Source organism: Thalassospira sp. SM2505, from assembly GCF_054901115.1.
Genome location: NZ_CM142731.1, coordinates 257,526 through 276,318 on the forward strand (window position 1 = coordinate 257,526; position 18,793 = coordinate 276,318).

Sequence of the window (18,793 nt, forward strand, 5' to 3'; positions counted from 1 at the left end):
GCGATATCGCGCCAGATTGATCAGAACTCGACGCCGACCTGGGCCTTGATGCCCTGTTCGCGGAACGGGTGCTTTATCATGGTCATTTCGGTCACCAGATCAGCAGCCTCGATCAGGGTATCGGGCGCGTTACGGCCGGTAAGGACAATATGCTGATCGGGCAACTTGTTTGAAAGCGCTTCAAGCACATCGTCAAGCGGCAGAAAATCATAGCGCAGAACGATATTGATCTCGTCAAGGATGACCATGGCAAAGCTTGGATCACGCAGCATTTCCAGCGCCTTGTTCCAGGCTTCACGCGCCAGTGCGACATCCTGGGCACGGTTCTGGGTTTCCCAGGTAAAGCCATTGCCCATGGCGTGGAATTCGCAAAGATCGGGGAACTTTTTAAGCAGTTTTGCCTCGCCGGTTTCCCAGCCGCCCTTGATGAACTGAACCACACCGACCTTCATGTCATGGCCGACACAGCGCATCGCCATGCCAAAGGCCGAGGATGATTTACCCTTGCCCTTGCCGGTATGGACAATGATCAGGCCCTTTTTATCGATCTTCTGGGCCATCATCTTGTCGCGCGCGGCCTTGATTTTCTTCATTTTTTCATCATGGCGCACGTTGATATCAATGTCTGGCTGGCTTTTATCGGTCATGGTTTCATCCCTTTGAAGTGCGCCCCCACAATGCGGCGAAAGCACATGCGGGATCAAGGGCAGTTTTGTGGCGATTGATCAAGCTCAAGCCCGGCAATCACACCCTGAAAACCATGCTTGCGGGCTGCCGGGCAAAACAGGGCCGGATCCGCCCCCTCTTCAAAATATTCCACGGCAAAGACCGGCTTTCCCTGTGCGATATAGGGATCAAATTCATCCATGAAGCCAAGCCGGAATGCCGATTCAAGCAGCGCAAAATCCATCCGGTCCACCAGATCATCAACAAGTTCGGACGCATTTTTCTGCCCGATGGCAAGACCGCGATCATGGGCCAGATCAATCAGCCATTCGACATAGCGCACCTGATCTTCACGTGTGAGCTTAAATCCCGTTGTCCTGTTTGACTGATCGGCTTCGTAACCATCAATATTATCGGGTTCTACCGCCAAGAATCCCTTTTGACGGCACCTGTCAAACCGGGCCATCATAATATCGGCAAAGCGTTCATAATGGGCGATATCAAGCCAGTATTCGCCGTCCCAACCCCAATAGGCATTGCCAACCACATCCGTCGGGAACTGATGATAATCTTCGCGCCAGTCTTCAAGTGCGCCGACATTGATATAGCAAACCGGATAAAGTCCCGCCTTGCGCCATTTCGCCACCTGAAGCGCAGTTGTTTCATCAAGATCAGCACCAATCACAGCAATGCTGGCCGGATCGACAGCAATTTCACCTTGCAGCTGCCAGTGAAAAGCCCCATGAGGCACGGAAAACCGTCCATTGTTTTCTGTGGCCCGCGCATTTTGTGCCACAGGCATCAGACAAATGGCGACGCCAAACAGGCAGAAGACAAAGGAAAACAATCTTTTCGCGTCGTTCATTGATGGCCCCGGAATATGACCGCCTCACTTTGCCCGCCCGCGGCAAGCAAGACAACCCTTACACCCCAGGACCATGCACATAAGAGAAGGTGCGGCCCAAAGACCGCACCCTTCTGCTGCCATTGGCAGCATTCCCCACCCACAAACCAAACTGTCTTTCCGGAACGATATTTCCCTAGCAGATCGTGCCTTCGCGCGGTGACAGACCAAGATCACCGGTGACAAGATCAGCCCACTTATCGGGTTCGCGCATATCGATATTGCGCAATTCAGGGCGCCGCATCCGGGCCTTGTTAAACAATTGCAGACGATCACCTGGCGACATGCGTTTCAGCCGCATCAAGGCTTTGCGCACGGTTTCATTGTGCGATGTCACCGGGGTCTGGAAACTGTGTTCGACGACCTCAAGCCTGCGTTCAAGCCAGTCGCGGCTGACAACCACCTCTTCGATCAGGGCTCTGAATTCCCGGACCACCGGAAAATGATCAAGGGCGACATGGGCAACCGAAATCGCCGTGCGCCAGACCTGGCGTTCAACACCTTGCAAGTAGCGCCAATAAATCTGAACCTTGGCATCAATTTCGAACCGGGTCTGGTCCGGGCCGGGCAGATGATGGGCAAGTTCGGTCATACCAGCATGAAATTCTTCAAAGCTGACCGGGCGGTGCTGGCCGTTAAAGCGTTCACGCACGTCAAGAACGGCGCGAATGGCCCCGCGGGCCGGGCGATAACGCCCCTGTCCGTGCGTATCGGCCCGCAACCAGTCGGGCATGTCACAATCTGCAAGCAGGAAGTCAATGATATCTGCGTGCCCTTTGTGGGCAGGCAAGGGAGTTTGCAAATAGTCAGGCAAACGAACGTTGGTCTTGTTCTCCATCGCGGCCTCCTATCTTTTCGATCGTCCTGCTTCCCGTGCAGACGATCCGAAAGGTGTGCCCCGTCCCTCACAACTTATTAACAGTTGGTTAATCGAGATATGGTGCGAAAACGTAACGTTTCAACTCCTGACAATGTTCCCTTGGTAAATTTCTTGTGAATCCCGTCAGTTAGTCGACCACACCTATGGGCGGTCCATCAGTTCGGTGGCAACGCTATTGCGGCGCGGCTGCCAAAGGCCACGTTCGATTGCTTCGCGCAGGCGATCCCGAATGTCGCGCAGGGCATCTGGGTTGTGCTGTTCGATAAAGTCGCGAACCTTTGGATCATCAAGATAGGCATCATAAACCAGATCAAAATGATGATCAGCCACACAACGCGCCGTTGCCGCAAAGGCAAACAGATAATCCACTGTGGCTGCCATCTCGAACGCGCCCTTATAGCCATGGCGCATCACGCCATTGATCCATTTGGGATTGACCACACGGGCCCGGACCACACGGGCGATTTCTTCTTCCAGCGTGCGGATTTTGGGGCTTTCGGGGCGGGAATGGTCACTATGATAAACAATGGGCTGTTTACCCGACAGATTGCGCACCGCCGACGTCATTCCGCCTTCGAACTGATAATAGTCATCGGAATCAAGCAGATCATGTTCACGGTTATCCTGATTATGGACAATCGCATCAACATTCGCCAAACGGGTTTCAAACAGCTTGCGCGCAGCAATGCCCTCGGCCCCGTTCCCATAGGCATAACTGCCCCATGCCAGATAGGCATCGGCAAGATCGGCTTCGTCTTCCCACAGCTGTTCGTCGATCATCGCCTGCAAACCGGCACCATAGGCACCGGGCTTTGATCCGAACACGCGGAAACCGGCCTGCTGGCGGGCCTGATCGGCACCCATGCCCTGATCGCTTAGTTTTGCCGTCTCCCGCGCGATACGCGTGGCAATCGGGTTGATGTCCTCAGCTTCATCGGCCTGATCGGCCACCGCGCGTACTGCACTGTCAAACAGGTCAATCAGGCCCGGAAACGCATCGCGGAAGAACCCAGATATGCGCAAGGTTACATCAACACGCGGACGGCCCAAAAGCGATGCCGGCATGATCTCAAACCCGGTCACACGGCGTGACGCGCTATCCCATGTCGGACGTACCCCCATCAGGGCAAGGGCCTGCGCAATATCGTCACCACCCGTACGCATATTGCTGGTCCCCCAAACCGAAAGTCCAAGGGCACTGGGCCATTCCCCGTGATCCTGCACGTGCCGTTCAAGCAGCAATTCTGCCGATTTCCATCCCAGTTGCCAGGCCGCTGGCGTCGGAATTGTGCGGGTATCCACCGAATAGAAATTACGTCCGGTCGGCAACACGTCGGGCCGTCCGCGGGTTGGCGCCCCCGATGGTCCCGGTTCGACAAACTTGCCCGAAAGGCCGCGCAGAATGCCGGAAATCTCGGCCGCACCACAACCGGTTACGGCCGGGCGAATATTTGTTTCGATATCGGAAATAACATCATTCACCGCATCCCATGCCGGATCGGCAGTGAGGGTGCCATTGACCAGATCACGGGCCAGAAGTTCGATGCGTTCGACCGTATCACCCGTCGTGCGCCAGGGCCCGATATCCTGATCATCATAGGCGGCAAGAATATCGGGCTTGGCACCTGGCCAGAATTCAGCGAATGCGCAATCAAGCGGGTCAAATTGCGGATCGGCAAGAATATCTCTGGCGATTGCCCGATGCAGCGATGCCTTTGGTCCCGTATCAGCACCGCGTGGCAAGCGCGCCAGCGCGACCAGAAGATCAGTCAGAAGATCACCCTCAGGGGCCTTGCCAAAGATATGCAGGCCATCGCGGATTTGCAGTTCCTTGAGCTCGCACAGATAGTTATCAAGCTTGGCCAACGCGCTTTCTTCGTCTTCACCGGCTTCGATTCCGCAATCACGATCAAGGCCAATGCGAATGGCAAGCTCAAGAATATCGCGTTTGAGGATCACCAGACGGCGCGGATCGACCGCAGCAGCGTCATAATATTCGTCCACCAGTGCTTCGAGATCCTTGAGCGGGCCATAGCTTTCCGCCCGCGTCAGGGGCGGGGTCAAATGGTCAAGGATCACGGCCTGTGCCCGGCGTTTGGCCTGCGTGCCTTCGCCCGGATCATTGACGATAAAGGGATAGAAATGCGGGGTTGGGCCAAAGACCGCCTCGGGGAAGCAATCCTCGGACAGTGCCAGTGACTTGCCCGGTAACCATTCCATATTGCCGTGCTTGCCAAAATGAATGATCGCATCGACGCCAAACACATGGCGCAGCCAGATGTAAAAGGCGAAATAGTTATGCGGCGGCACCAGATCGGGCGAGTGATAGCTTTCAAGCGGATCAATATTATAGCCGCGCGCAGGCTGCAACCCGACCACCACATTGCCCATCGGCAGGATCGATAGCGCAAAGCTGTCCTGATCGGACAGATAAAACGGATCGGTCTTCGGGTCGCCCCAGGCATCCGTCACCTGATCCCGAATGGATTTTGGCAATTCCTCAAACGCGGTCCGGTATTTTGCCATCGGCAAGGTCACGCGTATGTCGCGTCCGGCAAGGGATTTGAAATCGTTGGTCGGTCCGGCCTTCACCGCCGAAATCAGGGCGTCGCCATTATCGGGCACATCGGTAAGCTCATACCCCTCTGCCTGCATGGCACACAGGGTTTCAATCATGCCAGCCGGGGTATCAAGCCCGACACCATTTCCCAGACGGGCATCCTTGTTGGGATAGTTCGCCATGACCATGGCGATCTTGCGGTGCGGGGCATCAGTGGTACGCAGCCTGATCCAGTTGGCGGCAAGTTTGGCCGTGAAGGCCACGCGATCACGTACCGGGATATATTTGACCAGATCGATCTGCGTCAGGTCGTCCTTGCCCGCCGATCCCTTGAACGAAATGGCACGTGCCAGAATACGGCCGTCAACTTCGGGCAGGGCGACATTCATCGCAATATCCCGTGCGGCCAAGCCGTTCACGCCATCGCGCCAGGCTTCTTCGCTGCCACCCGACAGCACCACCTGAAAGACCGGGGCATCGACTGTATCAAACGGCCCGTCAAGTCGTTCCGATCCCGGAACGGAAAGCGCAAACCCGGTGGTATTGAGGATCAAATCGGCGCATGTTTCCGATAACCAGTCACTAACCAGCGCACTTGCCACCGGGTCCTTAAGGCTGGCGACAAAAATTGGTAATGGATTGAGATGGTTGACACAAAGTTCTTCAACCAGTGCGTCAATTACGTCGAGATTCCCGGCCTGCACCAGGGATCGATAGAAGATTACCGGTGTAACCGGTTGATCTTTAACCCAGTTTGACCGGATTTCATCAAGATTTGCGTGGGATTTTCCCGGCCAATAGCCACCCGCCTTGACCAAAGGGGCGGCTGGGGACCAGTTCCAGCTCACATTTACATTTAACTTTTCATATATAAGGCGAAGTAAATTCTCGGAATTTTGCGGGCCACCTTCAATCAGATAGCGCCAGATATGCTGATATTCACTGCCTCTGAGCGTCGAAAGCGAAAGCAGTTCGGCATCGGGTTGATCATCACCCGGCAGCAGAACCAATGGAATGTCCCTGGTGCGCGCCATGGCAACCAGTTGCTCGACGCCATATTCCCAGTAACCGCGCCCGCCCAGAATGCGCACAATGATGAATTTGGCATCGCTTAATACATCATCGACATACAGATCGACCGACATATTGTGGCCAAGCTGCAAAAGGCTGGCCAGACGCAAGGATGGAACGTCATCACCAAAGGCATCGATCAACCGCGCCTGCGCCCCGGCAAGACAGGCAAGCTCGGACTCGGCAGCAGACAGGATCACGACATCCCCCGGTTCCTGACCAAGGTCCACCGCCTCGCTGCCATCGGTAACCATTCCGGGCTGAGCTGCCAAAAGATGCATTTGAAATTCCGTCTTTTACGTCGTCAAAGGCATCGATACCGGATGCAAAACACCCGGTATCGATCAGATTAATCTGTCTTTGGAAAGACGGCCTCAGGCCGCCTTGATCGCGGTCTCGATGGCGGCGCGATCCAGTCCATGCAGACCGATCACCACCAGCTCGGAGCGGCGGTTTTCCGTTTCTGCCCACGGGCGATCAAAGTAACGCTGGAAACGTTCGCCAACACCCTGAACCACATGGCGCATCGGCTTGCCGGGGATATCAAGGAAACCCTTGATGCGCAGAACATCAAACTGGCGGACAACATCGACCAGGCGCTTTTCCAGAGCCGCCGGATCATTGACCGCATCAAGCGACACCACAAAGCTTTCAAAGTCATCGTGATCATGCTCATGACCATCGTCGTGATGGCTTGGGCGGCTATCAAGGTCATCTTCGGCAGCGGCACCAAGCCCCAGCAGAATGGCGTTTTCAACGCGGGAATGTTCGGTTGCGATAATCTTGACCGATGGTCTTTTCAGCTCTGCCCGAATGTCGGCTTCGACCTTGGCGCGTTCTTCGTCGGTCAGAAGATCGGTTTTGTTCAAAACCACCATATCCGCGCAATGAAGCTGTTCTTCGAACAATTCTTCAAGCGGGCTTTCATGGTCAAGATTTTCATCAGCCTCGCGCTGTGCCTGAACCGCATGATGGTCATGGGCAAACAGACCGTCGCGCAGGGCCGCGCCATCAAGAACCGCAACCACCCCGTCCACGGTCACACGCGACCGGACTTCCGGCCAGTTAAACGCCTTGACCAGCGGTTTCGGCAAAGCCAGACCAGATGTTTCAATCACGATGTGATCAGGCGGTGTTTCGCGATCAATCAGCCCGCGAATGGTCGGCAGGAAATCATCTGCGACCGTGCAGCAAATGCACCCGTTTGCCAGTTCAACGACATCATCCTCGGCACAACCTTCGATGCCGCAGCCATTGATGATACCACGATCAACACCAAGATCGCCAAATTCATTGATGATCAGGGCGATACGTTTGCCATTGGCATTTTCCAGCATGTTGCGGATCATGGTTGTCTTGCCCGCACCCAGAAAACCGGTGATAACCGTTGCCGGGATTTTTCCCAATTGCGCCATCTTATAAATCCTTAAAAATCAATACATTAACTTGTTATTTGACCTGCATCGGGATGCCTGCGACCACCAGTGTCACCCGATCAACCAGTTCAGCGATGCGTTGATGCAGCCGTCCGGCATGGTCACGAAAGGTCCGTGCCATTGCATTTTCCGGAACAATGCCGAAACCGACTTCGTTTGATACCAGCAAAACCGGAATCTTCAATGTCGGGATCAGTTCGCAAAGCTGATCAAATTCCGCATCAATGTCGCGATCTTCAAGCATCAGATTGGTCAGCCACAAGGTCAGGCAATCAACCAGAACCGGCTTTGCGCCCGTTCGGTTGCAGGTTGCAAGCGTGCCACAAAGATCAAGGGGTTCCTCAATCGTTTGCCAAAGATCGCCGCGCGACTGTTTGTGAAGGTCGATGCGGTTGGCCATTTCATCATCCCATGCCCGACCCGTCGCGACATAAATCCCGCCACCGGCATGATTGATGATGTTTTCGGCAAACCGACTTTTACCCGATCGTGCACCACCAAGGATCAGGTGCGTCCCGCCAAGCGGGTCATTTTGGGTCATTGTCTGTTCCTCGCCATGGCCTCCCACCGAGGCCCGATTGCGTCGCCACCGGTTTTTGATTGGTGACACCTTCGGCTGGTTTCCTGGCTGCGGGCATGAAAGCAATCCGCCTTCCCGGTTTCCCGGTGGCTGATGAACGACCTTGCGTCCATCTGGATCACCCAACCCGATACAGTTGCGGGGGCAGCATCGGCATCGCACCGATTTCCCATCACCGAACGGTGCGCCGAACCTAACAGGTTTGGTTCTGAACCCAAAGGGCATTCTCCAATTGGCGAAGCACCCTAATCGAAAGGTCAGTATTTGTAAGAATTGTCTTCTTGAGGGGAGCCCTCCTTTAAGAGAACATAATATTATCACGCTGGAATTAGAGTGAGACAAAATCACCTTCCAGTGGGATCGCCGGGACAAAAACCATCATAACCCGGTGTGCCACAGAAAAAATGTGGCAACTGGATCTTGGGGTTAACTGGAATTTTTCATAATCAGATGGCAGTTTCTGCACAACTATCGAAAATCCGAAAACCGAACACGCCAAGCTGGGTTACATCGTCCCGAAAGGATATGTGGCTTGGCTTGCTTGAACGTTTGAACTCTGAAAATCGCGCGTTTCAGACCTTTTTGCACGAATATGCGACGGATTCAGAGATCACGCTTTCGCGGCGTGATGTTCGCAACATCTTTGCGCTTGATGCCTCCAAGGGCGTGATTGGAACCATTATCTGGTCCCATTCCCGAGGCATCCGTGTGAATGCATTGTCACTGCTTGTCCGCGACCTTCCGACATTGATTACCCTGATGTCGATTTCCGATTTCGGCGAAGAAGAGCTGAACGAATTGCTGGCCCAGCCGGGCATTTCGGTTCCGACCGCAAGCAAAATGCTCTCGGCCTGCGGCAAGACCTATTGCGGCATGCCAGCAGCCATTATCGACGACAATGTTATTCAGGTGATTGAAAATACGGCATTGTCCGAAGATTTTCCGAATGTTGCCAATTTGCGCAACAAGTCGCGCAGCCGTCCGATGCCCTATTATGAGGCCTATCTTCAGGACGTGACCGCGATCTGCGAAAAGTATGACATTTCGGCAGATCTACTTGATCGATATCTGGCCGAACAGGCTTTTGACGATCTTTCCCCAAAAGCAGAACTACAATCGGCCTGAACGCGACCATCCGGAAATTGATCCGGCCAGAACCAGAAACGGCATCATCTCAAACGGGATAGATGCCGTTTCTGGATCTGCAGGGCCGAGATGGTGACACCACAGTTTCCGGTTTTAGTAAGTTTGATTAACACCGGTGATCCGCCAGCCGGGCAGATCAACCCCGTCAATATATTCAAGCTTGGTCAGGCTCAGCGTATCAATATGAAATGACAGGGCCGCCTCAAGCGACAAGCCAAGGGCATTGGCCATGATCGCCCGGATCGTTCCGCCATGAATGACCGCAACGATATCGCGCCCGGCCCAGTATCGGTTCAGACGATTGAAAATCGGACCAACCCGGTCGACCACATCGGCGAAGCTTTCGCCATTGGGTGGTTGCTGACGGGCGAAATCGGTCCAGAACTGCGTGGTTTCACCTTTGGGAAGATCATTCCAGTGCTGCAGCTCCCACGCGCCGAAATGCTGTTCGGAAAAGCCGCTTTCGCGCGTTGGCACAACGTCTTCGTCAATAACTTCCTGAAGCTTGAGCGCGGTATCAAGAGTTCGGGAAAGATGACTTGTGACCCAGACCGCATCGCGCGGTAAATGGCGGGCGACTGCACGTAATTTCTTTTCATCAGACAAATCAGCGGGCATGTCGCTGCGGCCGTAAACCAGACGTTCCGGGTTCTCGACCGGGGCATGTCGCACCAGCCACCAGCGCGTTGTTTCAGCTTTGATCATATATTCCTCAGACCAATCGGGCTTTGGTGATGAAGGATCGCAAACGCTGTCATCTTACCATCATGCCATGGTCATCGCTGCGATAAATCCGATACCGGCAAACAGCTCGGCACAGATTTGCGTTGCACCCAAAACGTCGCCTGTTTGCCCGCCAATCTGCCATTTGGCAACCAGCCGGACCAGACAAATGGCAAGGGCAACGCCGCAACTAACCGCAAGCGTTGCAACAATGCCGGAAAGGACGAGAACAATCGCAGCCGCAATCGCAAATCCAATCAGGATCGGCAGCCCGTCGGGCCGTCCCGCCCCCTTGCCCAGACCATTATCGCGCGCCGGGGGCAGGATACGCATCATAACCGGTATGGCGGCACGTGAAATTACCGCGACAACCAGGAAAATAACCGCCCCCTTGCCCATATCCGCAGCCGCCGTAATCAGGGTCAGACGCAATACCAGACCAAGTATCAAGGCAACCACGCCATAAGTACCAACCGTACTGTCGCGCATGATTTCCAGTTTGCGGGCCTGATCGACACCACCGCCAAAGCCGTCTGCGCAATCGGCAAGACCGTCTTCATGCATGGCCCCGGTCAATAGCACCATGGACGCAACTGCAAAGATTGCAAATATGACCGCATTTCCGGTCAGGTAATGGGCCAGCATGGCAGGAAGCAAAGCAAATCCGGCCAGCACCAGACCAACAAGCGGCCAGCACCAGACCGATCGTGCAATCATGACAGGACGAAAGTCATCAATATGGTAAACCGGCACCCGGCTCAGCAAAGCCATGGCCCGCCAGAAGTCGGTCAAAACAGACGTATCTGCGATGGTTTCGCGGCCAAATTCCTTTGACTTCGCATCCGGTTGATCTGTGCTTTGCATATTTGTTTCGTTTTGGTTATGATCTTCGGGCACCGTCAAATTCCGATATTCGAACTGGCATTCTGTTGCACATGGGCCTAGTTTGAGGCCGATTTCCCCGGCGCCTGTCATCCTGCCATCTGATGGAAGCTGCCCCGCACCGGGAAACCAGAAACCTGATGAACAGCAAGACGCACCATTTGATTGGTTTCTGAACCTAGTCCTTACCATCTCAGAAGCCAAGCGGAACACGCTTTCGACGAAATGCCGCCAGCCGGAGACCAATATGTTCAATGCCAAGCACCCGCCCCAAAACCTTGATGAGATCCGCACCCTTCTGGCTGAATTGCCCGGTGTGGATAGCGACGCACAGGCAGCGGTACTCGAACGCGAACCGACCCTGACCAAGCCGGCCGGATCGCTTGGGCGACTGGAAGAATTCAGCTTGTGGCTTGCAGGTTGGCAGGGAACATCGCGTCCGCGCATGTCGCGTCCACGCGTTACGGTCTTTGCCGGAAGCCACGGTGTGGTCGCGCAGGGAGTTTCGGCCTTTCCGCCAAGTGTGAACCAGCAGATGGTCGAAAACTTCATCAATGGCGGGGCGGCCATCAACCAGATTTGCAAATCGGTTGATGCGGAATTGCGGGTGATGGAAGTTGCCCTTGAAATCCCGACCAATGATTTCAGCCAGGAACCGGCGATGGATGATGAAGGCTGCGCAGAAGCCATGGCCTTTGGCATGAGCGCAATCGAAAAGGGCCTTGATCTGTTTGTTCCGGGTGAAATGGGGATTGGCAATACCACCGCGGCCGCCGCAATTGCACATGCGCTTTATGGCGGAACCCCGGCCGAATGGACAGGCCGGGGCACCGGGATTGATGATGCCGCACTCACACTCAAGACCCGCGTGGTTGGCGATGCCATCATCCTGCATAAAAACCAGATGCATGACGGGCTTGATGTGTTGCGCTGTGTCGGCGGTCGTGAAATCGCCGCCATGGCTGGTGCGATTATTGCTGCGCGTTATTCACGGGTGCCGGTTTTGCTTGATGGCTATGTTTCCTGTGCGGCGGCTGCTGTTCTTGCTGCGGTGCGTGCTGATGCGCTCGATCACTGCCTTGTCGGTCATGTTTCAGCCGAGCCGGGGCATATCCGCTTGCTCGACAAGCTTGGTAAAAAGGCCCTGATTGATTTTGGCATGCGCCTTGGCGAGGGATCAGGTGCCGCACTTGCCATCCCGCTTCTGCGTTCGGCAGCCGAATGCCACAACGGCATGGCAACCTTTGAAAAAGCCGGCATTGATGGCAAGGAAGAGGCGTAAGCTTTTCCAGGCGATGCGATAAGTGATGTTATCGACAGGATAGCGCCGGAGGCAACCGGCGCTATTTTTTTGTCCGCTCGCTCATCAGGTGCTCGACATGGCGGCCCTGGAACATGGTGATATTGATTGAATGGCCAAACTTGATGGCCCGTTCATCATCGCAACGGCAAAGAATCACACGCGTATCACCAGATTCAGCAACCGCAGCCCGCATGGCTTCGCGATGCTCTTCGTCCATGCTTTCCATCTCCGGATCCCAGATCATCTTGATCATATCAACGCCAAGCTTGTTACGGTTGATATAGGGAAGCGACAGATGGCTGATACCATCAATACAGATGCGATACCCGCGATCACGGCAAAAATCACGCGCGAAGAAGAACGCACCCAGATCGGCGAAAATATCGATCTTTTGCAGTTCAAGAACAATGGTGCCGCGCTGACCGGCTTTGACATTGCTGTCAAAGGTCAGGAAATCAGGTGATAGCAAGGTCGACACATTGAGATTGATACTGACCGAACCGGTCACGGATGCATCATTGGACCGCGTCAAAAGCGACAGCATGCGACGATCAAGAATTTCCGTCAGATGCTGGAACAGCCACCGGTTCGACAGAACATTCACATCGGGCAGGAGCGTTTCCTGCAAATCCTTGATTGAAATGAACAATTCATGGAATACCGGCGTCGGGTTGGCATCGCCAACCACCGCACAGATCGCCTGACGGCGCATAAGATTGGACAGATCGGCACGACGCAGGGATTCATCAATACGGCCAAGAATTTTAGGTGTCAGCGGCGCACGATCATCCCCATAGTCCGGGTGATCGTTATGACGTTCTGCTGCCTTGCTGACGACGCGTGGCCGGTTGGCGTTTGATCGCACCAGCATCTGGGTCAGATGCAGGAATTCCTTGTATTGCTGGCCGACATCGAAATAGTCGGTGAAAGTGGCCGGTGCGCCGCTTTCATCCTTGCCATCGCTGATCAGTGGATCATCATTAAACAGGAACTTAAGCCGGAAAATGACGGCATTGACCTCGTCCATTTCAGCGGCATCGAAAATGAAAATCAGATCCTGATTGGACAGGGTAAAAATGCGACCGGTGACTTCCGGCACGATTTCTTCAAAGGCAACAATCGCCGTGCGGATATGGTGATCACGCCGGTTGAATGCCTGCAATTTCGAGAAATGCACATGGATAGCACCGACACCGTCCTTGCGCCGTTCAAGGCGCCGCACATAGTCGACGAGAAAGGCCTCGGGTGATGGAAGTGAACTATCAGACATTAATGCAAAAACCAGATTATTGTTTTATCGGAACCAATGCCGATACCAAGCCCGTTTCATAATAGAGCCTGTCGATTAACAGGTTATGTATTTATCATTCATATCTATTGAAACCAAACGTGAAAATCGGACATTTTCAAACATCTGGCGAAAAGATAAGTCGTAGCTTTCCGCCATCCAAGCTGCTAGTTTCAGCCCGATTTAACATCTGAGCGATAGGTCAAAGAACGATATGTGGCGACGTAATCGCATTCTTGTGACGGGTGGTGCCGGGTTCTTGGGCTCACATCTGTGTGAACGTCTGCTTGAAGAAGGCAATGACGTCCTTTGCGTCGACAATTTCTATACCGGCAGCAAAGACAATATTGTTCATTTGCTTGAGAATCCGCATTTCGAACTGATGCGTCATGATGTGACCTTCCCGCTCTATATTGAAGTCGACGAGATCTATAATCTGGCCTGCCCGGCATCTCCGATAAATTACCAGTACGACCCGGTCCAGACGACCAAGACCAGCGTACATGGTGCGATCAATATGCTCGGCCTTGCAAAGCGGGTTGGTGCAAAGATTTTCCAGGCATCGACCAGCGAAGTCTATGGCGATCCGGAAGTACATCCGCAAACCGAAGATTACCGTGGCAATGTCAACCCGATCGGCCCGCGCGCCTGCTATGACGAAGGCAAGCGCTGCGCAGAGACCCTGTTCTTTGACTATCACCGCCAGCACGGCCTTGATATCAAGGTTGCCCGCATCTTCAATACCTATGGGCCGCGCATGCATCCACAAGATGGTCGCGTGGTTTCAAACTTCATCATTCAGGCACTTCAGGGTGAAGACATCACCATCTATGGAGACGGTGAACAAACCCGTTCCTTCTGTTTCTATACCGACCTGATTGAAGGATTCATTCGTCTGATGGCGACCGATAAATCAGTGACCGGCCCGATGAACCTTGGAAACCCGTTTGAAATCAGCATTCGCGAACTTGCGGAACGTGTGATTGACATGACGTCATCGTCATCCAGGCTGATCTTCAAGGATCTGCCGGCTGATGATCCGCTTCAGCGTAAACCCGATATTACCTTTGCCCGCAATACACTGGGCTGGGAGCCGAAAGTGGCACTGGAAACCGGTCTTGGCTCAACCATTGAGTATTTCCGCGATCTGATTGCGAAACACGGTTAAGACGACTTACTGCAGGATTTTGACATACGATGGATATCAAAGCCTTTTTCGATGCCGAATTTGACGAGCATCTTGATCTGGTCAACAAAACCCGCGAAGCAACCCGCGATGCGTTCATTGAACTGGTCGAAATCTGTACCGATGCGCTGAATGACGGCAACAAACTGCTGTTTTTCGGCAATGGCGGCTCTGCGGCCGATGCCCAGCATATCGCAACCGAATTTACGGTTCGCTATATCCATGATCGTCGCGCCCTTCCGGCTATTGCCCTGACCACCGACAGTTCGGCATTGACCGCAATCGGCAATGATTTCGGGTTCGATTACCTGTTCTCGCGCCAGATCGAAGCACTCGGCAACCCCGACGATGTTGCAATCGGGATTTCGACATCGGGCAACAGCAAGAACGTTAATCTTGGGCTGGCCAAGGCCAAGGAAATGGGACTGATTGCGACCGGCTGGACCGGGAAAACCGGCGGCGATATGGTTGGTCTGTGTGATCCGCTGATGATTGTGCCAAGCAACACCACGGCACGCATTCAGGAAATGCATATCCAGCTTGGTCAGATGCTGGTCGGTGCCCTTGAGCACACCCTTGGCCTGACCAAGCGATAAGTTCGCCAGACACCTGATTTATAAAATACCCAGACAGAACAAAGACACCACAGCATGACCGATCTTAGCCATCTGGCCCGACAGGTAGAACAACTGACCAACGCCAAAGTTCTTTGCATTGGCGATGTCATGCTTGATCGCTTTGTCTATGGATCGGTTAACCGTATCTCGCCCGAAGCCCCGATCCCGGTAATCAGGGTCGAACGCGAAAGTGCGATGCTCGGCGGTGCGGGGAACGTTGCGCGCAATGCCACAGCCCTTGGCGCGTCTGTTCAGTTTCTGACACTTGTCGGGGATGATCTGCCGGGTCGGGAAGTCATGGAATATGTTTCCAATGACAAGGGTGTTGAGCCCTATATCCAGACCGAACGCAACCGCCCGACCACGATCAAAACCCGCTATATCGCCAGCGGACAGCAATTGTTGCGATCTGACAACGAAACCACATCCGATATTGCCCCGGCGACAATCAGCAACCTTTCAGCCCTTGCAGGGCAGCTGGCACCAGACGTTGAAGCGATCATTCTGTCTGATTACGGCAAGGGTGTTTTGCACGCCGACGTGGTTGCCGCCGCCATCAATGCGGCACGCAAGGCCGGGAAGCCGGTCATTGTCGACCCGAAAGGCAATGATTACAGCATCTATCGCGGTGCCACCGTGGTCACGCCGAACCGCGCCGAAGCACAGGCCGCGACCGGCATTGCGGTTAATAGTGACGAAGATGCGATTGCTGCGGCAACCAAAATCATCACCGAATGCGGCATTGATAATGTCCTTCTGACCAGAAGCCAGGATGGCATGACCCTTGTCACCAAGGGGGGTGAGGCCATTCACCTGCCAACCGAGGCCCGCGAAGTGTTTGACGTATCGGGCGCGGGTGACACGGTGGTTGCATGCCTTGCCTCGGCAGTGGCTGCGGGATCAAGTCTTGCCGATGCGGCGCGCATTGCCAATGTTGCCGCCGGTATCGTGGTTGGTAAAATCGGCACTGCGATTGTCTATCCTGATGAGCTGGTATCGGCCCTGCACCACCATGATCTGATGATTGGCGAGGCCAAACTGATGCCGCTTGATCGTATGGTGGATCGCGCAGAACGCTGGCGTCGCAAGGGATACAAGGTCGGCTTTACCAATGGCTGCTTTGACCTTTTGCACCCCGGCCATCTCAGCCTGCTCCGACAGGCACGCGCAAATTGCGACCGCCTGATTGTCGGGCTTAATTCTGATGCATCGGTCAAACGTCTCAAAGGCGAAAGCCGCCCGGTTCAGTCCGAAGCTGCCCGTGCTGCTGTTTTGGGATCCCTTGAAACAGTCAGTGGCGTCGTGATTTTCAGTGAAGACACACCGATCAAACTGATCGAGGCGATCAAGCCTGACATCCTTGTCAAAGGTGCCGATTACACCATCGACAAGGTGGTGGGTGCCGATATCGTGCATGGCTATGGCGGCAAGGTGGTTCTGGCCAATCTTGAAGACGGGTTTTCAACCACCTCGACCATTGCGCGCATGAATGACGGCAAGAAATAAGGTCTGACTTTCAGACGACCTTATGGAACGGCTTTGACGTCATCGGGCCATGGCCCGATGACCAGTTCCGGCCAGATTTTCTTCCAGCGCGCGACTTTCGCCTCATAGACCTTGCGGATTGGCAAAACCGGATTGGGTATAATCTGGCCTGACATCGCGGCCTCCAGCCCAAACGGGGCATAGATGCGAAAGCTGCCATTTCTGTCTTTTCGCAGTCCGATTGCCGTTGTCTGATAGGCAAAACGGTCGATCCCGTCGCTGGCATAATGGACCGGGCCATAGTCAAAACCGAACTTTTCCGGATACCAGATCGGCACGCGCGCCTGATTTCGGACTTCAATGCGAACTGGCAAATCGGCAAAGAGTGCCGCGGCTTGGGAAATCACCCGATCTTCGGCCTTCCAGTCCGTATCGGGATCGAAATAAAAAATGTCGTAATCGTTGATATCGGCTTCCGACTGCCGTCCGGCATTCAGGTTCCAGATGGTTTGCGCCAGACAGCCGGCGGTCAGCCACCAATCGGAAAAGCCAAGTGATCCGAACCGACCCAGAATTTCGCCATTGAACCGGTTTTGAAGAACCCCGTTTACGAAGTCTGCGCCGAGAACACACTGATCAATGAGTTGCCCCGAACTCATAACCCGACCCAGAGAAGCTTGATCACAACCGGCCAGGCCGCATTGATCAGGCAGGCCCCGGTATAAAGCGACAATGCCCGGTCGATGTCCGAGGCCGTTGCATCACGCCGCCCCGATCCGATATAGGGGTCATCAACGATCTCGTCGCCATATTGGCGGGGTCCGGCAAGGGCAAGATCAAGCGCCCCGGCAAAGGCTGCTTCCTGCCATCCGGCATTTGGGGATTTATGTTTGCCTGCATCGCGCAAAAGTGTCTGCCAGGCGGCTTTGCCACTGGTCTTTGCCCCAAGAACAGCGGCCAGACAAATCACCCCCCCGGCAATGCGGGCCGGAATGAAATTCACCACATCATCAAGGCGCGCGGCAAAACGCCCGAAATACAAATAACGTTCGTTGCGGTGACCGATCATGGAATCAAGGGTATTGATCGCCTTATAGACGCAAATGCCGATCGGACCGGCAACCACATACCAGAAGAGTGGTGCGACAACACCGTCCGAGAAATTTTCAGCACAGCTTTCAATTGCGGCCCGGCTGACACCGGCTTCATCAAGCTTGTCCGGATCGCGCCCGACAATCATCGAAACCGCCTTGCGCCCGCCAGCAAGCCCGTCTTTCCTAAGCGCTGTCGAGACGGCTTTGACATGCTGATAAAGCCCCTTTTGGGCAATCAGAACTGCGACCAGAAGAATTTCAAATCCCCTGAAGACATCCCCCAGCGTCGAAACCAGCTGAACCACCCCGCCAAAACACCCGGCTGCGGCAATCACCGCCAAACTTGTTACAATCCCGCGAACGATCAGATCAGCATGGCTGCGACCCGGACGGTTAAGGCGGGCTTCAAACCATGCAATCAGGTTGCCAATCCAGACAACCGGATGAGAAATGCGCGAAAACAGCCAGGGGAAGTCGCCAAAGATGGCGTCCAACACCAGTGCCAGCACCAGTATTGTGAAAAGTGGCCCGGAAAATCCGGAAACCGGAATAAGAAAATCGACGAGATCAGGTTCCATCGGCGCAATGTGCGTCCTGCACAGCCAACCGTCAATGCCAATGACAAACGCTGTGGATAAGTCATTCTATCACAAGACGATTTGCCATTCCCGATCCGGTTTGCTAGAACATTTTCATACGATTTTTAATTTCATCATACTAACAGGTCAGTGACCGAAGTTTCGGTCACATAAGACACCCCTTGCGATCACCAGCCAGATAAAGACATCCCCATAGCTAAACGCCCCCTACAACATCTTCGATATCAACAGATACCCTGCCCACAATAAGCAGTATTTTCGCCCCCGATGTGGCCTGCGATCCATCTTCTGTTACCTGCCGCTTGCATTCCGCAGGCCAATCGGTGAAAACGGGGGTGGCATCGGGTACCGCGATGGCAAAAGCATCGCGAAG

At 54.2% G+C, this 18,793-nt stretch carries 16 protein-coding genes and 1 riboswitch; of the genes, 5 read left to right on the top strand and 11 right to left on the bottom strand.

Annotated features, from left to right (window positions below):
* Positions 1-20 precede the first annotated feature (20 nt).
* The 6 genes from cobO to cobU form a co-directional block, all read right to left on the bottom strand.
* Positions 21-647 carry a cob(I)yrinic acid a,c-diamide adenosyltransferase gene (gene cobO, locus ACTU44_RS01145; protein WP_462096450.1) on the bottom strand — a complete coding sequence of 209 codons (627 nt, stop codon included), beginning with the start codon at positions 645-647 and terminating at the stop codon, positions 21-23.
* A 53-nt stretch (positions 648-700) separates the two neighbouring features.
* A complete protein-coding gene (locus tag ACTU44_RS01150) occupies positions 701-1,531 on the bottom strand; it encodes an endo alpha-1,4 polygalactosaminidase (RefSeq protein ID WP_462096451.1) in 831 nt (276 codons plus the stop codon).
* A gap of 175 nt (positions 1,532-1,706) precedes the next feature.
* Complete coding sequence (locus tag ACTU44_RS01155) at positions 1,707-2,408, bottom strand: hypothetical protein (RefSeq protein WP_114096261.1); 702 nt, start codon at positions 2,406-2,408, stop codon at positions 1,707-1,709.
* A 183-nt stretch (positions 2,409-2,591) separates the two neighbouring features.
* Positions 2,592-6,362 (bottom strand): cobaltochelatase subunit CobN, encoded by a 3,771-nt coding sequence (gene cobN, locus ACTU44_RS01160; protein WP_462096452.1) that lies wholly within the window; start codon positions 6,360-6,362, stop codon positions 2,592-2,594.
* A 93-nt stretch (positions 6,363-6,455) separates the two neighbouring features.
* On the bottom strand, positions 6,456-7,496 hold the full coding sequence (gene cobW / locus ACTU44_RS01165) for a cobalamin biosynthesis protein CobW (protein ID WP_114096263.1): 1,041 nt from the start codon (positions 7,494-7,496) through the stop codon (positions 6,456-6,458).
* A gap of 34 nt (positions 7,497-7,530) precedes the next feature.
* Entirely contained in the window at positions 7,531-8,058 is a 528-nt protein-coding gene (gene cobU, locus ACTU44_RS01170; protein WP_462096453.1) for a bifunctional adenosylcobinamide kinase/adenosylcobinamide-phosphate guanylyltransferase, read from the bottom strand.
* Positions 8,059-8,114: 56 nt separating this feature from the next.
* A riboswitch (cobalamin riboswitch) is annotated at positions 8,115-8,304 on the bottom strand.
* Positions 8,305-8,547: 243 nt separating this feature from the next.
* Between cobU and ACTU44_RS01175 the strand changes: the two genes are divergently transcribed.
* Complete coding sequence (locus ACTU44_RS01175; RefSeq protein WP_114096265.1) at positions 8,548-9,222, top strand: hypothetical protein; 675 nt, start codon at positions 8,548-8,550, stop codon at positions 9,220-9,222.
* Positions 9,223-9,336: 114 nt separating this feature from the next.
* Here the strand turns inward: ACTU44_RS01175 and ACTU44_RS01180 are convergent, their stop codons facing one another.
* Together ACTU44_RS01180 and cobS are read right to left on the bottom strand one after the other, a co-directional pair.
* The gene (locus ACTU44_RS01180) at positions 9,337-9,948 is read right to left on the bottom strand and encodes a histidine phosphatase family protein (protein ID WP_462096454.1); all 612 of its coding nucleotides are present in this window, start codon (positions 9,946-9,948) and stop codon (positions 9,337-9,339) included.
* A 60-nt stretch (positions 9,949-10,008) separates the two neighbouring features.
* Positions 10,009-10,830 carry an adenosylcobinamide-GDP ribazoletransferase gene (gene cobS, locus ACTU44_RS01185; RefSeq protein ID WP_462096455.1) on the bottom strand — a complete coding sequence of 274 codons (822 nt, stop codon included), beginning with the start codon at positions 10,828-10,830 and terminating at the stop codon, positions 10,009-10,011.
* A 265-nt stretch (positions 10,831-11,095) separates the two neighbouring features.
* Between cobS and cobT the strand changes: the two genes are divergently transcribed.
* The gene (cobT, locus tag ACTU44_RS01190; protein ID WP_114096837.1) at positions 11,096-12,130 is read left to right on the top strand and encodes a nicotinate-nucleotide--dimethylbenzimidazole phosphoribosyltransferase; all 1,035 of its coding nucleotides are present in this window, start codon (positions 11,096-11,098) and stop codon (positions 12,128-12,130) included.
* Positions 12,131-12,191: 61 nt separating this feature from the next.
* Here the strand turns inward: cobT and ACTU44_RS01195 are convergent, their stop codons facing one another.
* Positions 12,192-13,421 carry an EAL domain-containing protein gene (locus tag ACTU44_RS01195; RefSeq protein WP_114096268.1) on the bottom strand — a complete coding sequence of 410 codons (1,230 nt, stop codon included), beginning with the start codon at positions 13,419-13,421 and terminating at the stop codon, positions 12,192-12,194.
* Positions 13,422-13,653: 232 nt separating this feature from the next.
* On the opposite strand from ACTU44_RS01195, the gene ACTU44_RS01200 reads away from it, so the two are divergent.
* The 3 genes from ACTU44_RS01200 to rfaE1 are packed head-to-tail and all read left to right on the top strand — an operon-like array spanning position 13,654 to position 16,748.
* Positions 13,654-14,607 (top strand): UDP-glucuronic acid decarboxylase family protein, encoded by a 954-nt coding sequence (locus tag ACTU44_RS01200; RefSeq protein ID WP_336079572.1) that lies wholly within the window; start codon positions 13,654-13,656, stop codon positions 14,605-14,607.
* 29 nt (positions 14,608-14,636) lie between these two features.
* Complete coding sequence (locus tag ACTU44_RS01205; protein ID WP_462096456.1) at positions 14,637-15,221, top strand: D-sedoheptulose 7-phosphate isomerase; 585 nt, start codon at positions 14,637-14,639, stop codon at positions 15,219-15,221.
* Between the two features lie 54 nt (positions 15,222-15,275).
* Positions 15,276-16,748: a D-glycero-beta-D-manno-heptose-7-phosphate kinase gene (rfaE1, locus tag ACTU44_RS01210; protein ID WP_114096271.1), complete on the top strand. Its 1,473-nt coding sequence runs from the start codon at positions 15,276-15,278 to the stop codon at positions 16,746-16,748.
* A 20-nt stretch (positions 16,749-16,768) separates the two neighbouring features.
* Here the strand turns inward: rfaE1 and ACTU44_RS01215 are convergent, their stop codons facing one another.
* Together ACTU44_RS01215 and cbiB are read right to left on the bottom strand one after the other, a co-directional pair.
* Complete coding sequence (locus ACTU44_RS01215) at positions 16,769-17,386, bottom strand: nucleotidyltransferase family protein (protein WP_462096457.1); 618 nt, start codon at positions 17,384-17,386, stop codon at positions 16,769-16,771.
* Positions 17,383-18,399 (bottom strand): adenosylcobinamide-phosphate synthase CbiB, encoded by a 1,017-nt coding sequence (gene cbiB / locus ACTU44_RS01220; protein WP_462096458.1) that lies wholly within the window; start codon positions 18,397-18,399, stop codon positions 17,383-17,385. Before cbiB ends, ACTU44_RS01215 begins: the two co-directional genes overlap by 4 nt.
* Between the last annotated feature and the right edge of the window lie 394 nt (positions 18,400-18,793).